The sequence below is a fragment of the Synechococcus sp. CBW1108 genome, assembly GCF_015840335.1.
Lineage (GTDB): Bacteria > Cyanobacteriota > Cyanobacteriia > PCC-6307 > Cyanobiaceae > Cyanobium_A.
Genome location: NZ_CP060395.1, coordinates 2,210,634 through 2,227,815, shown reverse-complemented (window position 1 = coordinate 2,227,815; position 17,182 = coordinate 2,210,634). Strand labels below are relative to the sequence as shown.

15 protein-coding genes and 3 tRNA genes are annotated in these 17,182 nt (G+C 70.0%); 7 read left to right on the top strand and 11 right to left on the bottom strand.

Translation table 11 applies throughout. From position 1 onward, the window contains the following. Positions 1–23: 23 nt before the first annotated feature. The 6 genes from H8F27_RS12120 to H8F27_RS12095 all read right to left on the bottom strand — a co-directional run bounded on the left by H8F27_RS12120 (position 24) and on the right by H8F27_RS12095 (position 4,889). Positions 24–1,313, bottom strand: coding sequence for a geranylgeranyl reductase family protein (locus H8F27_RS12120; protein WP_197148300.1), 1,290 nt, complete (start codon positions 1,311–1,313; stop codon positions 24–26). 5 nt (positions 1,314–1,318) lie between these two features. Then, the gene (trpC, locus tag H8F27_RS12115; RefSeq protein ID WP_197148299.1) at positions 1,319–2,203 is read right to left on the bottom strand and encodes an indole-3-glycerol phosphate synthase TrpC; all 885 of its coding nucleotides are present in this window, start codon (positions 2,201–2,203) and stop codon (positions 1,319–1,321) included. Between the two features lies 1 nt (position 2,204). Continuing rightward, the gene (locus H8F27_RS12110; protein ID WP_197148298.1) at positions 2,205–3,680 is read right to left on the bottom strand and encodes a dihydrolipoyl dehydrogenase; all 1,476 of its coding nucleotides are present in this window, start codon (positions 3,678–3,680) and stop codon (positions 2,205–2,207) included. Positions 3,681–3,717: 37 nt separating this feature from the next. Further along, positions 3,718–4,545, bottom strand: a complete 828-nt coding sequence (locus H8F27_RS12105; protein WP_231596242.1) for an RNA methyltransferase — start codon at positions 4,543–4,545, stop codon at positions 3,718–3,720. 4 nt (positions 4,546–4,549) lie between these two features. Continuing rightward, positions 4,550–4,798 (bottom strand): hypothetical protein, encoded by a 249-nt coding sequence (locus H8F27_RS12100; RefSeq protein WP_197148297.1) that lies wholly within the window; start codon positions 4,796–4,798, stop codon positions 4,550–4,552. A 7-nt stretch (positions 4,799–4,805) separates the two neighbouring features. Continuing rightward, a tRNA-Leu gene (locus tag H8F27_RS12095) sits at positions 4,806–4,889 on the bottom strand. Between the two features lie 201 nt (positions 4,890–5,090). Between H8F27_RS12095 and murA the strand changes: the two genes are divergently transcribed. The 5 genes from murA (at position 5,091) to H8F27_RS12070 (ending at position 9,593) form a co-directional block, all read left to right on the top strand. Then, a complete protein-coding gene (murA, locus tag H8F27_RS12090) occupies positions 5,091–6,428 on the top strand; it encodes a UDP-N-acetylglucosamine 1-carboxyvinyltransferase (RefSeq protein WP_197148296.1) in 1,338 nt (445 codons plus the stop codon). Positions 6,429–6,440: 12 nt separating this feature from the next. Then, positions 6,441–6,522, top strand: a tRNA-Leu gene (locus H8F27_RS12085). Beyond that, a complete protein-coding gene (locus H8F27_RS12080) occupies positions 6,498–7,745 on the top strand; it encodes an aspartate aminotransferase family protein (RefSeq protein WP_370594412.1) in 1,248 nt (415 codons plus the stop codon). The genes H8F27_RS12085 and H8F27_RS12080 overlap by 25 nt, the downstream gene beginning before the upstream one ends. Next, complete coding sequence (locus tag H8F27_RS12075) at positions 7,738–9,033, top strand: folylpolyglutamate synthase/dihydrofolate synthase family protein (RefSeq protein ID WP_197148294.1); 1,296 nt, start codon at positions 7,738–7,740, stop codon at positions 9,031–9,033. The genes H8F27_RS12080 and H8F27_RS12075 overlap by 8 nt, the downstream gene beginning before the upstream one ends. Positions 9,034–9,143: 110 nt before the next feature. After that, positions 9,144–9,593 carry a pentapeptide repeat-containing protein gene (locus H8F27_RS12070; protein WP_370594513.1) on the top strand — a complete coding sequence of 150 codons (450 nt, stop codon included), beginning with the start codon at positions 9,144–9,146 and terminating at the stop codon, positions 9,591–9,593. Here the strand turns inward: H8F27_RS12070 and H8F27_RS12065 are convergent. Genes H8F27_RS12065 through H8F27_RS12055 form a run of 3 tightly spaced genes read right to left on the bottom strand, consistent with a single transcriptional unit; the run spans position 9,577 to position 12,726 of the window. Then, positions 9,577–10,983 carry an FAD-binding oxidoreductase gene (locus H8F27_RS12065; protein WP_197148293.1) on the bottom strand — a complete coding sequence of 469 codons (1,407 nt, stop codon included), beginning with the start codon at positions 10,981–10,983 and terminating at the stop codon, positions 9,577–9,579. The genes H8F27_RS12070 and H8F27_RS12065 overlap by 17 nt on opposite strands. After that, positions 10,976–12,301 (bottom strand): amidohydrolase family protein, encoded by a 1,326-nt coding sequence (locus H8F27_RS12060; RefSeq protein ID WP_197148292.1) that lies wholly within the window; start codon positions 12,299–12,301, stop codon positions 10,976–10,978. The genes H8F27_RS12065 and H8F27_RS12060 overlap by 8 nt, the downstream gene beginning before the upstream one ends. After that, a complete protein-coding gene (locus H8F27_RS12055) occupies positions 12,298–12,726 on the bottom strand; it encodes a DUF4359 domain-containing protein (RefSeq protein WP_197148291.1) in 429 nt (142 codons plus the stop codon). Before H8F27_RS12055 ends, H8F27_RS12060 begins: the two co-directional genes overlap by 4 nt. A gap of 99 nt (positions 12,727–12,825) precedes the next feature. On the opposite strand from H8F27_RS12055, the gene H8F27_RS12050 reads away from it, so the two are divergent. Beyond that, positions 12,826–12,898: transfer RNA gene (locus H8F27_RS12050), tRNA-His, on the top strand. A 45-nt stretch (positions 12,899–12,943) separates the two neighbouring features. Here H8F27_RS12050 and H8F27_RS12045 read toward each other — a convergent pair. Further along, positions 12,944–14,014, bottom strand: a complete 1,071-nt coding sequence (locus H8F27_RS12045) for a DUF1611 domain-containing protein (RefSeq protein WP_197148290.1) — start codon at positions 14,012–14,014, stop codon at positions 12,944–12,946. Beyond that, positions 14,008–15,093 (bottom strand): enolase C-terminal domain-like protein, encoded by a 1,086-nt coding sequence (locus H8F27_RS12040; protein WP_197148289.1) that lies wholly within the window; start codon positions 15,091–15,093, stop codon positions 14,008–14,010. Before H8F27_RS12040 ends, H8F27_RS12045 begins: the two co-directional genes overlap by 7 nt. Positions 15,094–15,281: 188 nt before the next feature. Here H8F27_RS12040 and glsA point away from each other — a divergent pair, with 188 nt between their 5' ends. After that, a complete protein-coding gene (glsA, locus tag H8F27_RS12035) occupies positions 15,282–17,123 on the top strand; it encodes a glutaminase A (protein WP_197148288.1) in 1,842 nt (613 codons plus the stop codon). Positions 17,124–17,182: the final 59 nt, after the last annotated feature.

Below are 17,182 nucleotides of genomic sequence, written 5' to 3'. Positions count from 1 at the left end.
CCCCTTTCCCCGGCTGGTTGCGTTCAACCGTCCGGGGCTTTTTGTTGGCGCCAGCCGATCCCCACCACCTCCCCCAACAGCCCGCTAGCGATGCGCCGCAGCGAGCGGCGGCCCAGGCCCCGGAAGTTCAGCTCGCCCCCCAGAAGCCGCACCGCCAATGGCGTAGCCCGCGGCTGGGCGATGCCGTAGCGGTAGGTGAGGCCGCTCAGGCCGTAAAAGAGCCGCCCCAATCGCCGCGCCGCCTCAAAATCATCGGCGAGCAGGCCATGCACCCGGGCGGTGTGGCTGCAGGGCTGGCCTGCCAGTAGCGCCTCGGCCGCCAGCCGGCCGCTGCGGATGGCATGGAACAGGCCGTCGCCGAAGAGGGGATTGATCAGGCCGGCCGCATCGCCCACCAGCAGCACCCGGCCATCGGCGCTGTGCAGCGGTTCCGGCCCGTCCCAGATGGGCAGGGGATGGCCGTGGCCCCGCAGGCCGCGCAGGCGAGCGGGGTCCACCCCCAGGGCGGCGGCATATGCCCCTATCGCCGCCATGATGCGGGAACGGGCGCGGGGGTCGCGGCGCAGGTCCCGCTGGCGGCCGTAGAAGAGGCCAGCGCCGATGTTGAGGTGGTCGGCCTTCGGGAACACCCAGGCGTAGCCGCGGCGCAGGGCGCCGTATTCCAGATGCAGCAGATCCGGGCGCAGCAGCGGATCGGCCGGATCCCAGCGGTGCGGCACCTCCAGCTCGAGGGCCAGGGCGATCCGCGCTGAGCGGCGCAGCCCCACGGCGGCGGCCACCCCTCCGGCGGCCCCATCGGCACCGATCACGGCATCGGCCAGCAGCGAGCCCGCCGCGGCTTCCTGGCCCGCCACGGCCCGCCGCCGCACCTGCAGAGTCACGCCGCCAGCAACGCGCTCGAGGCCCGCAAAGGCATGGCCCTCCAGCAGCTCAACGCCGGCGGCCTGGGCCTGGCACACCAGGGCATGGTCGAAGCGCGGCCGCTGCACCATCAGCAGCCCGCGCGATTGCTCCGGCGGCGTGCCGGGCGGATCAATCGGCGCCTCCACCGCCCGGCCGAAACACCAGCTGTGGCGCATGTAGCGCACCCGCGTATCCACCAGCGCCTCGGGGGCCAGGTCGAGCAGCTCCCGCTGCACCGGCACCGGCATGCCGCCGCCACAGGGCTTGTGGCGGGGCAAGGGCTGCTTCTCCAGCAGGGCCACCCGCAGCCCACCTCTGGCCGCCACCGCCGCCGCCGTGGCGCCGGCCGGCCCGGCCCCCACCACCACCAGGTCGTATCGGGGCCGCTGCTCGTGGGCTGGCGGTGCCATCCCCGTCAAACTCCGATCAGGGTTTCCAGGGCCGCCGTCACATCCGCCTGGCGCATCAGCGCTTCGCCCACCAGTACCGCATCGGCGCCAGCGCTCTGCACCCGGTCGAGGTCGGCGCGGCTGGTCAGCCCCGATTCGCTCACCAGTAGGCAGCCCTTGGCTCGGATCTGCTCGCCATAGCTGGCAGTGAGCTGCTCGGTGGTGGCCAGATCGGTTTCAAATGTGGCCAGGTTGCGGTTGTTGATGCCGATCAGCTGCACGCCCTCAAGGGCCAGCACCCGCTCCATCTCTGTGGCGTCATGCACCTCCACCAGGAGGGTGAGGCCGAGGGCCCTGGCCACCTTGAGCAGGTAGGCCATGTCCTGATCGCTCAAGATCGCCGCGATCAGCAGGGCCGCATCGGCACCGGCGGCCCGGGCCTGAAATAGCTGGTAGGGGCTGAGGATGAAATCCTTGCAGAGCAGGGGCAGGTCGACCACCTGGCGCACCTGCACCAGCACCTCAAAGCCGCCCTGGAAAAACTGCCTATCGGTGAGCACCGACAGGCAGCTGGCCCCACCGGCCGCATAGGCCCGGGCGATGGCCTCGGGGTCAAAATCCTCGCGGATCACCCCCTTGCTGGGGCTGGCCTTCTTGATCTCGGCGATCACCGCCGGCTTGCGACAGGCCGCCCGCAGGGCCGCTGAAAAATCCCGGGGCGCGGGCAGATCGGCCACCTGCTGCTTGAGTTTCTCCAGGGGCACCCGCTCCCTGGCCGCGGCCACTTCACGGTCCTTCTCCCAGACGATTTTCTCGAGGATGTGGCGCGGTTCGCTCTCCTTGTGGCGGATGGCGTACTCCAGATGGAGCACCTTGACCTTGGGGTTGGGGGGGCGGCGACGGAACTCCATCTCAGACCCCCACCAGGGCAGGGGCAATGGTGGCCGCCGCCTGCTTGTAGCCCGCCTCCACCACCTCGCTGAGGGTGGGATGGGTGTGCACCTCAGTGGCCAGTTGCACCACGCTCTGGCGGCGGGCCACGGCGTTGGCAATCTCCTGGATCAGGTCGGCCGCATGTAGGCCGTAGATGTGGGCACCGAGCACCTCGCCGCTGCTCTTGCTGAACAGCAGCTTCATCAGGCCGTCGCTCTCCAGCTCGGCCAGGGCCTTGGAATTGGCCTTGAAATAGCTGCGCACAGTTCCCAGCTCAAAACCCTCCTTGGCCGCCAGGGCCTTGGCATCGACCTCGCTCAGGCCCACCGAGCTGATCTCCGGGTGGGTGAAGGTGGCCGCCGGAATTGAGCGGTAATCGATCGCTCGGGCGTGGCCGAGGATGTTGTCGATCGCCACGGTGCCCTGGGCGGCTGCGGTGTGGGCCAGCATCATCTTGCCGGTCACATCGCCCACGGCCCAGAGGTGGGGCAAGGGTTCGCCGCCCACCAGCACCCGCATGTGGTCGTCAACCGGGATGAAGCCGCGCTCGGTCTCGACCCCCAGCGCCGCCAGGTTCAGCTCAGCGCTGGTCGGCACCCGGCCGGTGGCCACCAGCACCGCATCCACCTCCAGGGTCTCCACCAGCTCCTTGCTGCCCATGTCGGCCAGCTCGATCGTCACCGGGCAGCCGGGCGTCACCTTGCGGGCCAGCAGGCCGGCGCGGGCGTCGATGTCGCGGCCGTCGATCAACTTGCGGGCGGCCAGCTTGGCGATGTCGGGATCGAAGGTGGGCATCACCCGATCCAGGGCCTCGACCATCGTGACCTCGCAGCCCAGGGCCGTGTACACATCGGCAAATTCCAGGCCGATGTAGCCGCTGCCGATGATCGCCAGCCAGCGGGGCAGCCACTCCAGGCTCACCGCCTCGTCGCTGGTAAAGACGGTGCGGCCGTCGGTCTCGATGCCACGGGGCACAAAAGGCTCGGAGCCGGTGGCGATGATCACGTCTCGGGCGGCATAGGTGCGCTCCACGCCGCTGCCGCTCTCCCGCACCGTCACCCGCTGGTGAGCGGCCAGGCGCCCCTTGCCCAACAGAATTGACACTCCGGCCCGCTCGAGGGTCTTGGTGAGGTTGGTGCGGATCGTCGCCACCAGCTGGTTGGCGTGGTCGGCGATCTTCTGGCGCTCGAAGCGCACCGGTGCGGCATAGATGCCGAAGCCGGCCAGGTGCTTGGCATCGGCCAGCTCCCGCACCCGGCCGCTGGCAGCCAGCAGGGCCTTGGAGGGCACACAGCCCCGGTTAACGCAGGTGCCGCCAAGGTCACGGGATTCGACGATGGCGACCCGTAGACCATGGTCAGCGGCGTGCTTGGCCGCATCGAAGCCGCCGTAACCGGCCCCGATCACGATCACGTCGTAATCGAAACCTGATCCGGGGGAGGGGGCGTTGCTCACCGGGCAGCACTGCGGTTGTAGGGGGCATTCTCCCCCTTCAGGCTCCGGCCTGCTGCCGCAGACGTTCGAGCAGCAGGGGGGCCGCCGCCACCGCCACATTCAGGGATTCCACCGCCCCGCTGTGGGGAATGGTGACCCGCTGACTGGCCAGGGCCTCCAGGTCCGCGGACACGCCGGCCCCCTCATTGCCGAGCAGCAGCATGGTGGGCAGCCGCCAGTCGAGCTGCCAGTAGGGCAGCGGCTCGGGCGGTCCAGCCCCGGGGCGAACCGCCACCACCAGCTGCAGCCCCGCGGCCCGCGCCGCCGCCAGCCGCTCCCCCAGGGCTGCCCGGGGCTCGCGCCGCAGCGGCAGGGCCAGGGCCGCCCCCGCCGAAGCGCGCAACACCTTGGGTTGGAGGGGATCGGCCCCATCAGCCAGCCACAGGGCCTCAACGCCGCTGGCCAGGGCGGTGCGCATCAAGGTGCCGAGATTGCCGGGATCCTGCAGGCCATCTAGGGCCAGAACCAGAGACGGCCAGGGGCCGGAGCTGGCCTCCGGCGGGGGCGGAAGGGTCAGCACCACCCCATCGGGATGGCGGGTTGTGGCAATGGCCGCCAACACCTCTTCACTGACCAAGTGGCAAATGCAGGCCTCCGGCAGGGCGGCAGCCAACCTGCTCTGGCGGGCCCACCAGGGCGGCGTTGCCAGCAACTCGAGCGGCTGCAGCCCCAGCCGAAGCACCTCCTCGAGCAGGTGGGTTCCCTCCAAAAGCAGCAGACCCTCCTGGATCCGACCCCTGGCGTGGTGGAGCAGCCGCAGCCTCTTTACCAAAGGATTGCGCCGGCTGGTGATCGGTTCTGCGCTGTTCAGCCTGGCGCTGGTCACCAGCTCAGAAGGTCTGGTGCCTGCGCACGTGCATCTGGTTCTGGAGCACCAGCTCCTTGCCTGCCAGGTCGAGGCCCCGCACCGCGGCCACTTCGCCCTTGAGACCCTCGGCCTGAAGGTTCTGGACGAGCTTTTTAAGAACCACGTCCTCGATGGTTGTCTGGTCGAGGCTTTCGGGGGTGAGGCTCTCCAGAAACTTGCCCACCTTCGAGGCCATCAACTCGGAGGCATTCGAAATCTTGAGGACGATCATAAAAAAATGCGGATGGGGAGACTTGAACTCCCACGACATTGCTGCCACTAGTACCTGAAACTAGCGCGTCTACCAATTCCGCCACATCCGCGTGGCCGTCGCCGGAACGACTCAGAAAAGATAGGACATCAGGGGAGACCCGTCAGCACAAGGTCAGCTCAAGATCAATGGCCAGGGGGGCTCTTGAGATCAAGCCCAATGCCTTGAGATCAAGCCAGTTCCGCCAGCGTCCGCCTAGACGGACCCAACTTTTGTTGTCAATATGCCCCAGCAGTAGGTGGACAGCCCTTCCATGAGCTTGAACGCTGTTCAGCCCCGCTCGATTCCCCAAATCATTCTTAACCCCCAGCTGGAGATCAGTGGTGGCCGCAGCCTCAGCGGCGAGCTCCACGTGAGCGGGGCCAAGAATTCGGCGTTGGTCCTGATGGCCACCTGCCTGCTCACCCGCGATCCGGTTCGACTGCGCAACGTGCCGCCCCTCACCGACATCTCGGCCATGGCCGAGATGCTTACCAGCCTCGGTGGCCGGGTGCGGCGCCAGGGTGACTGCCTGGAACTCAGCGGCGAAACGGTCAATAATTCCACGGCCCCCTACGAGCTGGTGAACAGCCTGCGGGCCAGCTTCTTCTGCATCGGTCCGCTGCTCGCCCGGATGGGCATGGCCAAGGTGCCCCTGCCGGGCGGCTGCCAGATCGGCACCCGGCCCGTGGTGGAACACGTCAAGGGGCTAAAGGCCCTGGGAGCCCAGGTGACCATTGAGCATGGGATCGTCACAGCAGTCGTCCCCGGCCGGGGCCATCGGCTCACCGGCGGCCGCATCCACATGGACTGCCCCAGCGTGGGGGCAACCGAGACCCTGATGATGGCTGCCGCCCTCGCCGATGGCGAGACTGTGATCGACAACGCTGCCCTCGAGCCCGAGGTACTGGATCTGGCCGGCCTGCTGATCGCCATGGGCGCCAGGATCCGCGGCGCGGGCACCCCCACGATCACGATCGTCGGCGTGGAGCGTCTCCACGGCGCCGACTACGCGGTCATCCCCGACCGCATTGAAGCCGGCACCTTTCTGCTGGCTGCGGCCATCACCCGCTCCCAGCTGCGGGTGTCGCCGGTGATTCCCGAACATCTCGGTGCCGTGATCACCAAACTCGAGGAGGCCGGCTGCAGCATCGAGCACGACGGCATCGGCCTCACGATCAAGGCCGACCAGATCAATGCCGTTGACCTGCGCACCCAGCCGTTCCCCGGCTTCCCCACCGATCTGCAGGCCCCTTTCATGAGCCTGCTGGCCACGGCTAGGGGCACCAGCGTGATCACGGAAAATATCTTTGAAAACCGGCTGCAACACGTCGCAGAACTGCAGCGCATGGGAGCCGATATCCGCATGCAGGGCAACACCGCCTTCGTCGAGGGGGTTGCCCGCCTCAGCGGCGCGCCGGTGCGGGGCACCGATCTGCGGGCCTCGGCCGCCATGGTGCTGGCCGGTCTCGGCGCCGAGGGCATCACCACCGTGCGGGGGCTGGAATTCCTCGATCGCGGCTACGCCAACCTGGAGGGCAAGCTCAACGCCGCCGGCGCCCGCATCCAGCGGGTCAGTGGCCATGGCAGCGGCGCGGGCATCGCCGCCTAAGCTCTGTATCGCGGGAGCGTGCCGGAATTGGTAGACGGACTCGACTCAAAATCGAGCGCCTTCGGGTTTGTGGGTTCGAGTCCCACCGCTCCCATCTCGCCGGTGTCCACATCAGCAGTGATGGGAACCTATGCCCGCTTCCCGATCAGCCTCACCCGGGGGCGGGGGGTGTGGGTCTGGGACAGCAAGGGAAAGCGCTACCTCGACTGCGTAGCTGGCATCGCCGTGTGCACCCTGGGCCACAGCGACGGGCGGATGAAACGGGCCCTCGGCCGGCAACTGGGCAAGCTTCAGCACGTTTCAAACCTCTATCGGATTCCGGAGCAGGAAGAGCTGGCCGAGCTAATCCGGGCCCGCAGCTGCCTGGATAGGGTCTTTTTCTGCAACTCCGGCGCCGAGGCCAATGAGGCAGCCATCAAGCTGGCCCGCAAGCACGCCAACCTGCGGGGGACCAGCGGCGGCCGCGGCGATGACCAAGGCCCCCTGATCCTCACCGCCCAGGCCAGCTTCCACGGCCGCACCCTGGCCGCCGTCACCGCCACGGGCCAGCCGAAATACCACCAGGGCTTTGAGCCGATGGTGCAGGGTTTCCGCTACTTCCCCTACAACGACACCGCCGCCTTCGAAGCCCTTCTGGCCAGCTGCCAGGCCGGGAGGCCGCGGGTGGCGGCAGTGCTGCTGGAGCCGATCCAGGGCGAGGGCGGGGTCCATCCCGGCAACCGCAGCTTTTTCCAGCGGGTGCGCGAACTCTGCGACGCCCACAAGATCCTGCTGATCTTCGACGAGGTGCAGATCGGCATCGGCCGCAGCGGCCAGCTCTGGGGCTACCAGCAGCTGGGGGTGGAGCCCGATGCGATCACCCTGGCCAAGGGGCTGGGCGGCGGCATCCCGATCGGGGCCCTGGCGGTCAAGGCCAAGGTGGACCACTTCTGCCCCGGCGACCACGCCAGCACCTTCGGCGGCAATCCCTTCGCCTGCCGGGCCGGCCTGACGGTGTTGGCCGAACTGGAGCGCCGCGACCTGCTCAACCACGTCCAGCGGATGGGGGCGCTGCTGCAGGAGCTGCTGGCCGCCCTGGTCAGTCGTCACCCCACCCTGCTGGAGGGGGTCCGGGGCTGGGGCCTGCTGCAGGGGCTGGTGCTGCGCGAGGAGGCCCCCAACGCCCCCGCGATCGTCACAGCTGCGATCGAGCAGGGCCTGTTGCTGGTGCCCGCCGGCCCCCGGGTGGTGCGCTTCGTGCCGCCGCTGGTGATCCAGCCCCGCCACCTGCGCCTGGCCGTCGACCGCCTCGAGCGCGCCCTGGTGAGCCTTGCCTGAACCGCCCGCCAGTGGCGATCCCTTTGCCGACCTGATCGAACCCTTCAGCCGCCGCGGCGTTGATCTGGGCCTGGGGAGGCTAGGGGCTGCCCTGGCCGAGCTGGGCCATCCCGAGCGCCGCTTCGCCGCCGTGCAGGTGGCGGGAACCAATGGCAAGGGTTCGATCTGCACCCTGGTGCACCGGGCCCTGCTGGCCTCTGGCCTGCGCGCCGGCCTCTACACCTCGCCCCACCTGGTGTGCTGGAGCGAGCGGATCCTGATCGGGGCCGGGCCGATCAGCGTCGCCAACCTGCGCCACCAGCTGGAGAGGGCCACGCCGGCCGCCCGCCGCCACCTGCTGACGCCGTTTGAACTGGTTACTGCGGCCGCCTTCCTGGCCTTCGCCGCAGCGGAACTGGAGCTGGTGGTGCTGGAGGTGGGTCTGGGGGGCCGGCTCGATGCCACCACCTGCCATCCCGACCGCAGCGTGATCGGCTTTGCCTCGATCGGTCTCGACCACACCGAGATTCTGGGGCCGGATTCAGCCACGATTGCCGCCGAGAAGGCTGGCGTGCTCCAGCCAGGAGTCAGCGCCTTCAGCGCCCCCCAGGACCCTGCTGTGGCGGCGGTTCTCACCGCCCAGGCCGGGGCGGTGGGGGCCGAGCTGCACTGGGTGGAGCCCTTGGATCTGAACGCCTGGCACCTGGGGTTGCCGGGAGCCGTGCAGGCGAGCAACGGCGCCGTAGCCCTGGGGATGCTTAGGGCCCTGGCGGAGCGGGGCTGGCCGATCGACGCGGCAGGTATCCGCCGCGGCTTCGCCGGCGCCCGCTGGCCCGGCAGGCTGCAGCAGGTGCGTTGGCGCGGTTGCCCCCTGCTGCTCGATGGGGCCCACAACCTGCCCGCCGCCATCGCCCTGCGGGCCGAACTCGACACCGAGCCAGCCCGCCATGGCCTGAAGCCAGGTCCCCGCGCCTGGGTGCTGGGCATCCTGGCCAACAAGCAGGGGCCAGAGATCGTCACGGCTCTGCTGGCCCCGGGCGATCGGGCCACGATTGTGCCGGTGCCGGGCCACCCCAGCTGGAGCCAGCCAGCCCTGGCGACCGCCTGCCCCCAGCTCGCCCCCCAGCTCAATACCGCCCCAGATCTGGCTACAGCCCTAGGGCAGCACGGAGCCAGCACGGCACCATTGATCGTGGCCGGCTCCCTCTATCTGGTCGGGGAGCTTCTCAGAGGTGCTCTCCTGGATGGCCCACTCCTGGATGGTCCACTCCTGGATGGTCCACTCCTGGACAGGAAAGGTCCAGAGTGAAAGGCCCGACCCCCCTCGCCATGGCCCATCCCCTGGGCAAAATCCTGCGCAATGCGCTGGCCCCGGTGCTTGCCTTGAATCTGGCTCTGGCTTTGAATCTGGTCCTGGCTATGGCCCTGGCCCTGGTGCCAGCGATGCCGGCGGCCGCCGAGTTCAGCGGGGTTGACTACACCCTGACAAACCAGAACGGCCAGGATTTCAGCGGCCAGAACCTGGCCAACACCTCCTTCGCCGGCGCCACCGGACGGCAGGCCAATTTCAGCGGCGCCGACCTGCACGGCGCGATCCTCACCCAGGCGGCCTTCCCGGAGGCCAATTTTGCCGGCGCCGATCTGAGCGGCACCCTGATGGACAAGGTGGACTTCTCCGGCGTTGATCTGACCGGGGCCAATCTGACTGGGGCGATTGCCTCGGGCAGCAGCTTCTATGGCGCCACCGTCACCAATGCCGACTTCAGTGACGCCCTGATCGACCGTCTCGACCAGCGCTCCCTCTGCCGCGACGCCGAGGGCACCCACCCGGGCACCGGCGTTGACACCCGGCTCAGCCTGGGCTGCTGAGCCAGCCGCCCAGCTTGCCGGGGTTGAGCAAACCGGCCGGGTCATGGGCGGCCTTGGCCGCCACCTGGTCGGCATCCACCACCCCCAGGCCCCCATCCTCGACGCTGATCACGTGGGGGTTGAAGATCACGGCGCCCGCTTGGCGGCAGTCAGCCATCAACCGCTCCAGGGCCTCCTCGCCCCGCCAGCGCAGCAGCGGCAGGGCGGCCAGACGCGCGCCCCCCTGCTGCCTGACGGCCTCCAGGTGCCAGAGCAGGTCATCGCCCCACCGCTCCCTCAGCAGGTCCAGGCAGGGGGCCTCCGGCTGGGGCAGCAGCATCTGCAGGTAGGTCCAATCCGGATTGCGGGCGCGCCAGTGCAGGGTGGTGTGGTTCCAGCTGAGTTCGCGCAGCGGCAGGCCCCGGCTGCCGCCCTGGGGCGCCTGCCAGTGGATCTGGCCGCCCAAGGCCGCCAGCCAGGCCGGCAGCACCTCGAGGGCATCCGGTGCGGCCAGCAGCAACAGGCGCTGTTCCGCCGCCAGGGGCGCTGGGCAGCCCCCCGGCCAGGGCAGCTGCTGGGCGATCGGCGCTGCCAGCAGGGTCAGGGCCTGGAGCTGGAAGGCGGTGCCCAGCAGGGCCTGGGCTGCCGCCAGGGCCCTATCCCAGCTGTCAAAACCCACCACCAGCTGCTGCCACGCCACCAACTCGGTGGTGGGCAGGCGCAGGGCGGTGAGGATGCCGTTGGTGCCATAGGCATGGTTGAGCGGGGTGCTGGCAGCCGCATCGAGCCGCAGCAGCCGGGGCTCGGGTTCGACGGTCACCACCTCCAGGCCCAGCAGGTTGCCCGGATCGCGCAGAAAGCCCCAGCGCAGTGAACCAATACCCCCGGAGCCGCCGGCGATGAAGCCGCCGATGGTGGCGCTGCGGGCGGTACTGGGCACCAGGCGCAGGGCCCGGCCCAGGGGCTCGAGCTGCTGGTTGAGGCCACCCATCAAGCTGCCGGCCTCCACCTCGATCACCCCCGTGGCGGCATCGACGTGGCGCAGCCGGTCAAGGCCGCACAGATCGAGCACCAGCCCCCCCTGCAGCGGCACGCACTGGCCGTAATTGCCGGTGCCGGCCCCTCGCACCGTCAGAGCAATGCCGTGGCGGGCACAGGCCCCCGCCACCAGCCGCACCTGCTCAAGGCTGGAGGCCGATGCCACCAGCTGGGCCCGGCAGCCCCGCAACCGCTCCACCAGCACAGGTGAGTAGTCGGAGTAGTCGCGCGAGAGGCGCTCCAATTCGGCCGGTGCCTCCGCACCCAGCAGCGGCATGGACGGATCCAGCCGGCCCAGCTCCGCCGCCAGGGCTGCGATCCGGGCCTCTGGATATCTAAAAAAGCCGGAATAGTCGGGCTGTAACTCAGCCATGGGAGACGGGGGCGGGGGTGAATAGGAGAGGGGAGGGCAGCTCCTGCTCGGGAGGGGGCAGCCACTGGCCGCCGCGCAGCACCCGCCGCTGGGGCGGCCGGGCCAGCAACTCGCCCCAGGAGCCTGCCCCCAACAGCACCAGGTCGGCGGGGGCACCCACCCGCACCACCCCGTCCCAGGCCAGTTGGAGCACCGCGGCGGCGGCGGTGCTGAAGGGGGCCAGGCCAAGGCGCTGCCAGGGCATCAGCTGACACAGCGGCGCCGCTAGGCGCAGCAGCTCGATCGGATCAAAATCCCCGCCGGGATACCAGGGATCCTGCACGTTGTCGCCGCCGATGGCCAGCCGCACCCCGGCCCGCTGCAGGCTGCGGATCGGCGCCAGCGGGCGGCGCCAGGGGGTGCGTTCCGGCCGGCGCCCCAGCAGCCAAAAATTAGTCGTCGGCAGGGCCACAACGGCGATCTCCGCCTCGGCCAGCCGGTCGGCCAGCCGGTCGCAGGCCCGCGCTGAGAGCAGGCCCATGCTGCTGGCGTGGCTGCAGGTGATCGCCACGGCCCGGCGCTGCTCCAGGGCCAGCCCAGCCACCAGATCAACCCCGACGCCGGGATAGGCGTCGGATTCATCGACGTGGAGGTCCACGCCACAGCCACAGCGCTCGGCCAGCTCAAGCAGGGCCAGCAGCGCCTCCCGATCGGCGATGCGGCGGGCCAGCCCCTGGCCATAGGGGGGGCCGATCACCCCACCCAGCAGCCCCTGGCCGTCCGCCACCCTGCGGGCCAGGGGAACGCCGTCGGGGCTGAGCCAGTGCTCCACAGGTGCCATCGCCACCAGCTGCAGCTCCACCCGGCCAAGCCAGCGCTGGCGGGCTTCCAGCAGGGCATCCCAGCTGGGCTGGGCCGCCGGCCCCAGGCTGTCAACGTGGCTGCGGATGGCCCGCAGACCATTGCGCCAGGCCCGATCCAGGGCCCGCTCGGCCCGCTCGGCCACCTGCTCGGCCGTGCGCTCGCCGTGTTCGCACTGGTTGGCCGCCATGGCCGCGGCCATGGTGCCCTGGCGGTTGGGAAAGGCGACGGCGCTGAAGGCCTTATCGAGGTGGGCATGGGGCTCCACCAGGGGCGTGAGCGCCAACGGCAGCCCGGCGGCCGTGGGGGGCGCCGCGGCCGGCAGGGGTTCGATCGCCGTGATCTGGCCAGCTGCTACCCGGAGCCTTAGCCACACCAGACCATCGGCATCGGCCCCAAAGCCCACCGCCAGCCGTGGATCCAGCAGGCCGCGGGGCAGGCGCACCAGCAGCGAGCTGGGCCCAGCAGCAGGGTTCACGGCCCCTCCTGGGAGTTGTCGCTGCTGGCCGCGATCAGCACAAACTGGCCGGCCACTGCCAGCACGGTGGAGCGGAAGCGCGGCACCTGCCAAGCCAGCACGGTCTGGCCACCCACCTCACTGCGGTAGAGGCTCGCCACCACCAGGTTGGTGCGGCGGGTGTGGCTGGCCACAACGCCAGCCAAGGCCTGGCGCTGGGCCTCCACCAGCTCCTGGCAGTTGGGTATCGCCATCCGCAACAACACGGGCAGCCCGCCCTTGACGCAGAGCTCATCGCTGATCTCATCGACCAACCGGTCGGTAGCAAAAGCCTCGAAGTCGGCCGAGGCTGGGTTGGTGAGTGCCAGGCCGGAGCCGGCCAGCGCCAGCAGCAGCAGGCCTGAGCGCCAGGGGGCACGGGCGGGGAGGTCCGGACGGCCGGGCAAACGAGGCGTGGCTGAATGGCTTTCCAGGTTGGCACTAAATCGGTCCAGGAAATGGAAACCCCCCTGGCCGGGAGGCTTGGTACATTTGGGTAGTTTGAGGCGGGCGTCGCCAAGCGGTTAAGGCAGCGGCTTGTGGTGCCGCCATCCGGGGGTTCGAATCCCCTCGCTCGCCCTTGTTTCCCAGCCGTTTCCACCCAGGTGGGGACGGTTTTTTTATTCAGCCAGCGGCCAGCAGAGCATCCAGCAGCTGGCCAGCGCCCTGCCGCACCGGATCGACGCAGGCCAGGCCCGTCTCGGCGGCGGTGGCCGCCAGGGCTGCGTCTGCTTCAGCGCCGGCGAGCCGGGCGGTGTTGAGCGCCACGGCCCGCACCCGGGGCCGCAGGCCATCGGGCCGGCCCAGGGCCGCCAGCGCCTCCACGGCGGCGATCAGCTCCGGGAGGGGGGGAATGGCCACTGGGGCGGCCCCGGGCCTGGTGCGCACCTGGCTCTGGCCAGCACGATGCACCAGCAGCAGATCGGTGGGCTGGCTGCCGCGCAGCAGCGGCAGGGTGGCGGATGATCCCGGGTGGCAGAGGGAACCCTGTCCCTCGACAAGCACCAGCGCTGCTGGCCCAGCCCCGGCGGCCGCCTGCAGCACCGCCCCTTCCACCGCCCCGGCGGCGTAGTCCACCCGCACCGCATCGAGGGCCACCCCGGTGCCGGCAATCAGGATCCCCGCCTGGCCCGTGCCCACAAAGCGGGCATCGAGCCCCCGGCGCAGGCCTTCCGCCTGCAGCTCCAGGCAGGCACTCATCTTGCCGACGGCCATGTCGGAACCCACCGCCAGCAGTCGCCGGCAGGGCAGGGCGGCCGCTCGCGCCGTGGCCACCGCCAGGGCTGGGGGCTCCTGGCGCAGGTCCCAGATCCACTGGCCGGGCCGGGTGCAGGCCCCTGCCAGCTCGGGATCGTCGCCCAGGCGGCTGTGCAGACCACTGGCCAGGTTGAGCCCCGCCTGGAGCCCCACCAGCACATCGGCGCGCATCAGCTCCGGCAGCCGCCCACCGGAGGGGGCCAGGCCCACCACCGCCGCCGCGGGCCCGTAGGCCAGGGCGGCGGCCATGTCGGCCACCACCGGCACGGCCCGGGGGATGCCGGTGATGGCCCGCAGGTCGGCGCCGGCGAAGGCCGGATCGATCACGGCGACGATCGGGCCGGAGCGGTAGCGCAGCATGGCCAGGCCGGTCTTGCCCGAGAGGTCGTCGAGGCCGCCGTGCTGCAGCAGCACGATCGGGGCGGAGGCGCTCAACATGGCTCCTGCCTCAGGCTGATGCCCAGCCCGGCCCCCGAAGGGGGCACCAGCACATCGGCGTCCAGGTGCAGGCCGCTGAAGGGGTCGTCCACCAGGTTCAGGTGGCTGTCAAGGTCGGGCCAATTCACCAGCGGCAGCAGTTGGGCGGCGGCGCCGTTGAGCAGGGCGGCATCGGAATAGCAGCCCATCATCACCCCCAACCCCAGCCGCCGGGCCGTACGGGCCATCAGTAGGGCTTCGGCCAGGCCGCCGCTCTTAAGCAGCTTGATGTTGATGCCGTCCACGTGGGGGGCCTGCCGCAGCAGGTCGGCCAGGTCCCAGCAGCTCTCATCCGCCACCAGCGGCAGCGGGCAAAGCGGATGGAGCGCCGCAAAGCCGGCCGTGTCGGCCTCGGCATCGGCCTGGGGCGCCAGCGGCTGCTCCAGCAGCACCACGCCGGCCCGCGCCAGGGGCTCCAGCATCGCCCTGGCGGCATCGAGCGTCCAGCCACCGTTGGCATCCACCTGCAGCTCGCACGCCACGCCAGTGGCCCGGCGCCGCTGCTCCAGGGCTGCCGCCACGGTCTCCAACAGGGCCAGATCGTGGGCGAGACCATCGGGGCTGCCCAGCTTGAGCTTGATGCGGGTGGCGGGCAGCTGCTGCCACCAGCGCTCGAGCCGCGCCAGCACCGCCGCGGGCTCCCCCAGCCCGAGGGTGACGCTGGTGGCGACACACGCTCCCGGATCCAGGCTCCAGAGCCGGTGCAGCGGCTGGCCCAACCGCTGGCCCCACCAGTCGTGAAGCGCCAGATCCAGGCCGCAGCGCGCCGGCGGGCTGAGCCCCGCCAGCAGCGGTTCAAGGGCCTGCAGGGGCTCGGGCGCCATGGGCACCAGGCACGGGGCGAGAGCCTCCAGCTCCGCCGCGATGGCGGTGGTCTCGTAGGCGCGGTGGCCAGTGTCGAAGCCGCCGGTCTCGCCGCAGCCCGTGATCCCGTCGTGCTCCAGCACCACCAGCAGGTGCTCCACGGCGCTGGTGCTGCCGCGGCTGATCGCCAGCGGCACGGCCTTGGTGAGCGGAAAGCGGCGCAGGCGCAGGCGCATCGGGGCTGGGGCGCTGCCGTCAAGCTGGCACGGCCCGGGGCCGGCGTCAGCGTTGGCGGCGCCCGCCCCTGCAGGGCAAGGGGAGCGGGACGGATGGCGCACTATGTCTTTGCGCTCGCTTCGGTCGCATCGGCGACAGTTCGCCAGGTTGGGCTCAGGCCAGGTTCCAATCCCGACCGTGTGCCTGCATGGCCCCCGCAACCCAGTCGACGGTGATCCTCGGGTTGCTTCAGGAGCTCCACGACCGGCTGTCCCAATGCCAGGAGGGTGCCGTTGCGGATTACATCCCGGAGCTGGCCAAGGCGGTCCCCCGGGACTTCGGCATCGTGGTGGCGATGGCCGATGGCCGGATCTATGCGGTGGGCGAGACGGAGAAGCCGTTCACCATCCAGTCGATCTCCAAGCCCTTCGCCTATGGCCTGGCGCTGCAACAGCTCTCGGTGGAGCACATGCAGCGCAAGGTGGGGGTGGAACCGTCGGGGGAAGCCTTCAATGCCATCAGCCTCGATCCGGAAACGGGCCGACCGCGCAACCCGATGATCAACGCGGGGGCGATCGCCACCTCAGCCCAACTGCAACAGCTGGCCGGTGCCGGGGCCGAGGCGCTGCTGCTCCACTTCTTCTCCCAGCTGGCTGGGCGGGAGCTCAGCATCGACCTGGAGGTCTACGCCTCGGAACGGGACACCGGCCACCGCAACCGGGCCATCAGCCACCTGCTGCGCAATGTGTCGGTGATCGAGGGGGATGTGGAACCCGGCCTCGACCTCTATTTCCGCCAGTGTGCGATCAGCGTCACCTGCCGCGATCTCGGTGTGATGGCGGCCACCCTCGCCTGCCAGGGACGCAACCCGCTCACCGGCGAACGCCCCCTGGATGCCCCCACCACCGTTCAGATGCTGAGCCTGATGGGCACCTGCGGCATGTACGACGCCGCCGGCCAATGGCTGCACGATGTCGGCATGCCCGCCAAGAGCGGGGTGGCCGGCGGCGTCCTGGCCGTGGTGCCCGGCCAGTTCGGCATCGCCGTCTACTCCCCGCCGCTCGACAGCTACGGCAACAGCGTGCGCGGGGTGGCCGCCTGCAAAGAGCTCTCCGAGCGCCTCAGCCTGCACCTCTACGACCAGAACCCCCTGGGCCGCTCGGCCATCCGCCGCAGCTACACCGGCAACCACATTCAGTCGCGCCGCTGGCGCACCAACACGGAACTGGTGCACCTGCGCGATCAGGGCCAGTCCCTGCGCATTCTTCACGCCCAGGGGGTTCTGGATTTCTACGGAACGGAGCAGTTGCTGGCCAACCTGGAGGGCATGGCGCGCAGCGCCAGGGTGATCGTGCTGGACATGCACCACGTGCAGGAACTCCTGCCCAATTCCCTGGAGATGCTGATCCAGACGCTGGGTGAACTCGACCGCCAGGGAATCCGGGTGGTGATCTCCCGGGCCCAAGGACTGATCGAGTCGCCCCGATGGGCCGACCTCCTGGCCCAGACGGGCATTGAGCGGGTGGATGAACTGGACATCGCCCTCGAGCTCGGCGAAAAGCTGTTGCTGCAGGCCCGCGAGGCGCGGCCCGACCGACCATCACCGGAACGTCCGTCGCTGCTCCTGCAACTGGATCCGCCCCAGCGACAGGAACTGGAAAGCCTGCTGGTGCCGCGCACGGTGAAGACCGGCGAACGGGTCATCCGCCGAGGCGACGATGGCGACAGCCTCTTCCTGATTGTCGCGGGGCACTTCACCACCGGGGTCCACGTGCAGTTCGGCAGCGGGGACAGCCGTCACTCACGCCTGGCGACCTTCACCAGCGGCATGTGCTTCGGCGAGATCAGCTTTCTCAGCGGCAAGCCCCGCAGCGCTGACGTGGTGGCCGATGAACCTGGGGATCTGCTGGTGCTCAGCCGCGACGACTTCGAGCGCCTGCGGCTGCGTTCCCCGGAAACAGCGATCCAGTTGCTGCTGGCCCTCTCCGCCGAACTGGGTGGGCGGCTGGGGCGCACCAGCTATCAGCTCTCGGTGATGGACCACCTCTGAGCGGGGCGTCGCGGCGGGGCCATCGATCGCGACAATCAGCCATGGTCGACACTGGTTGG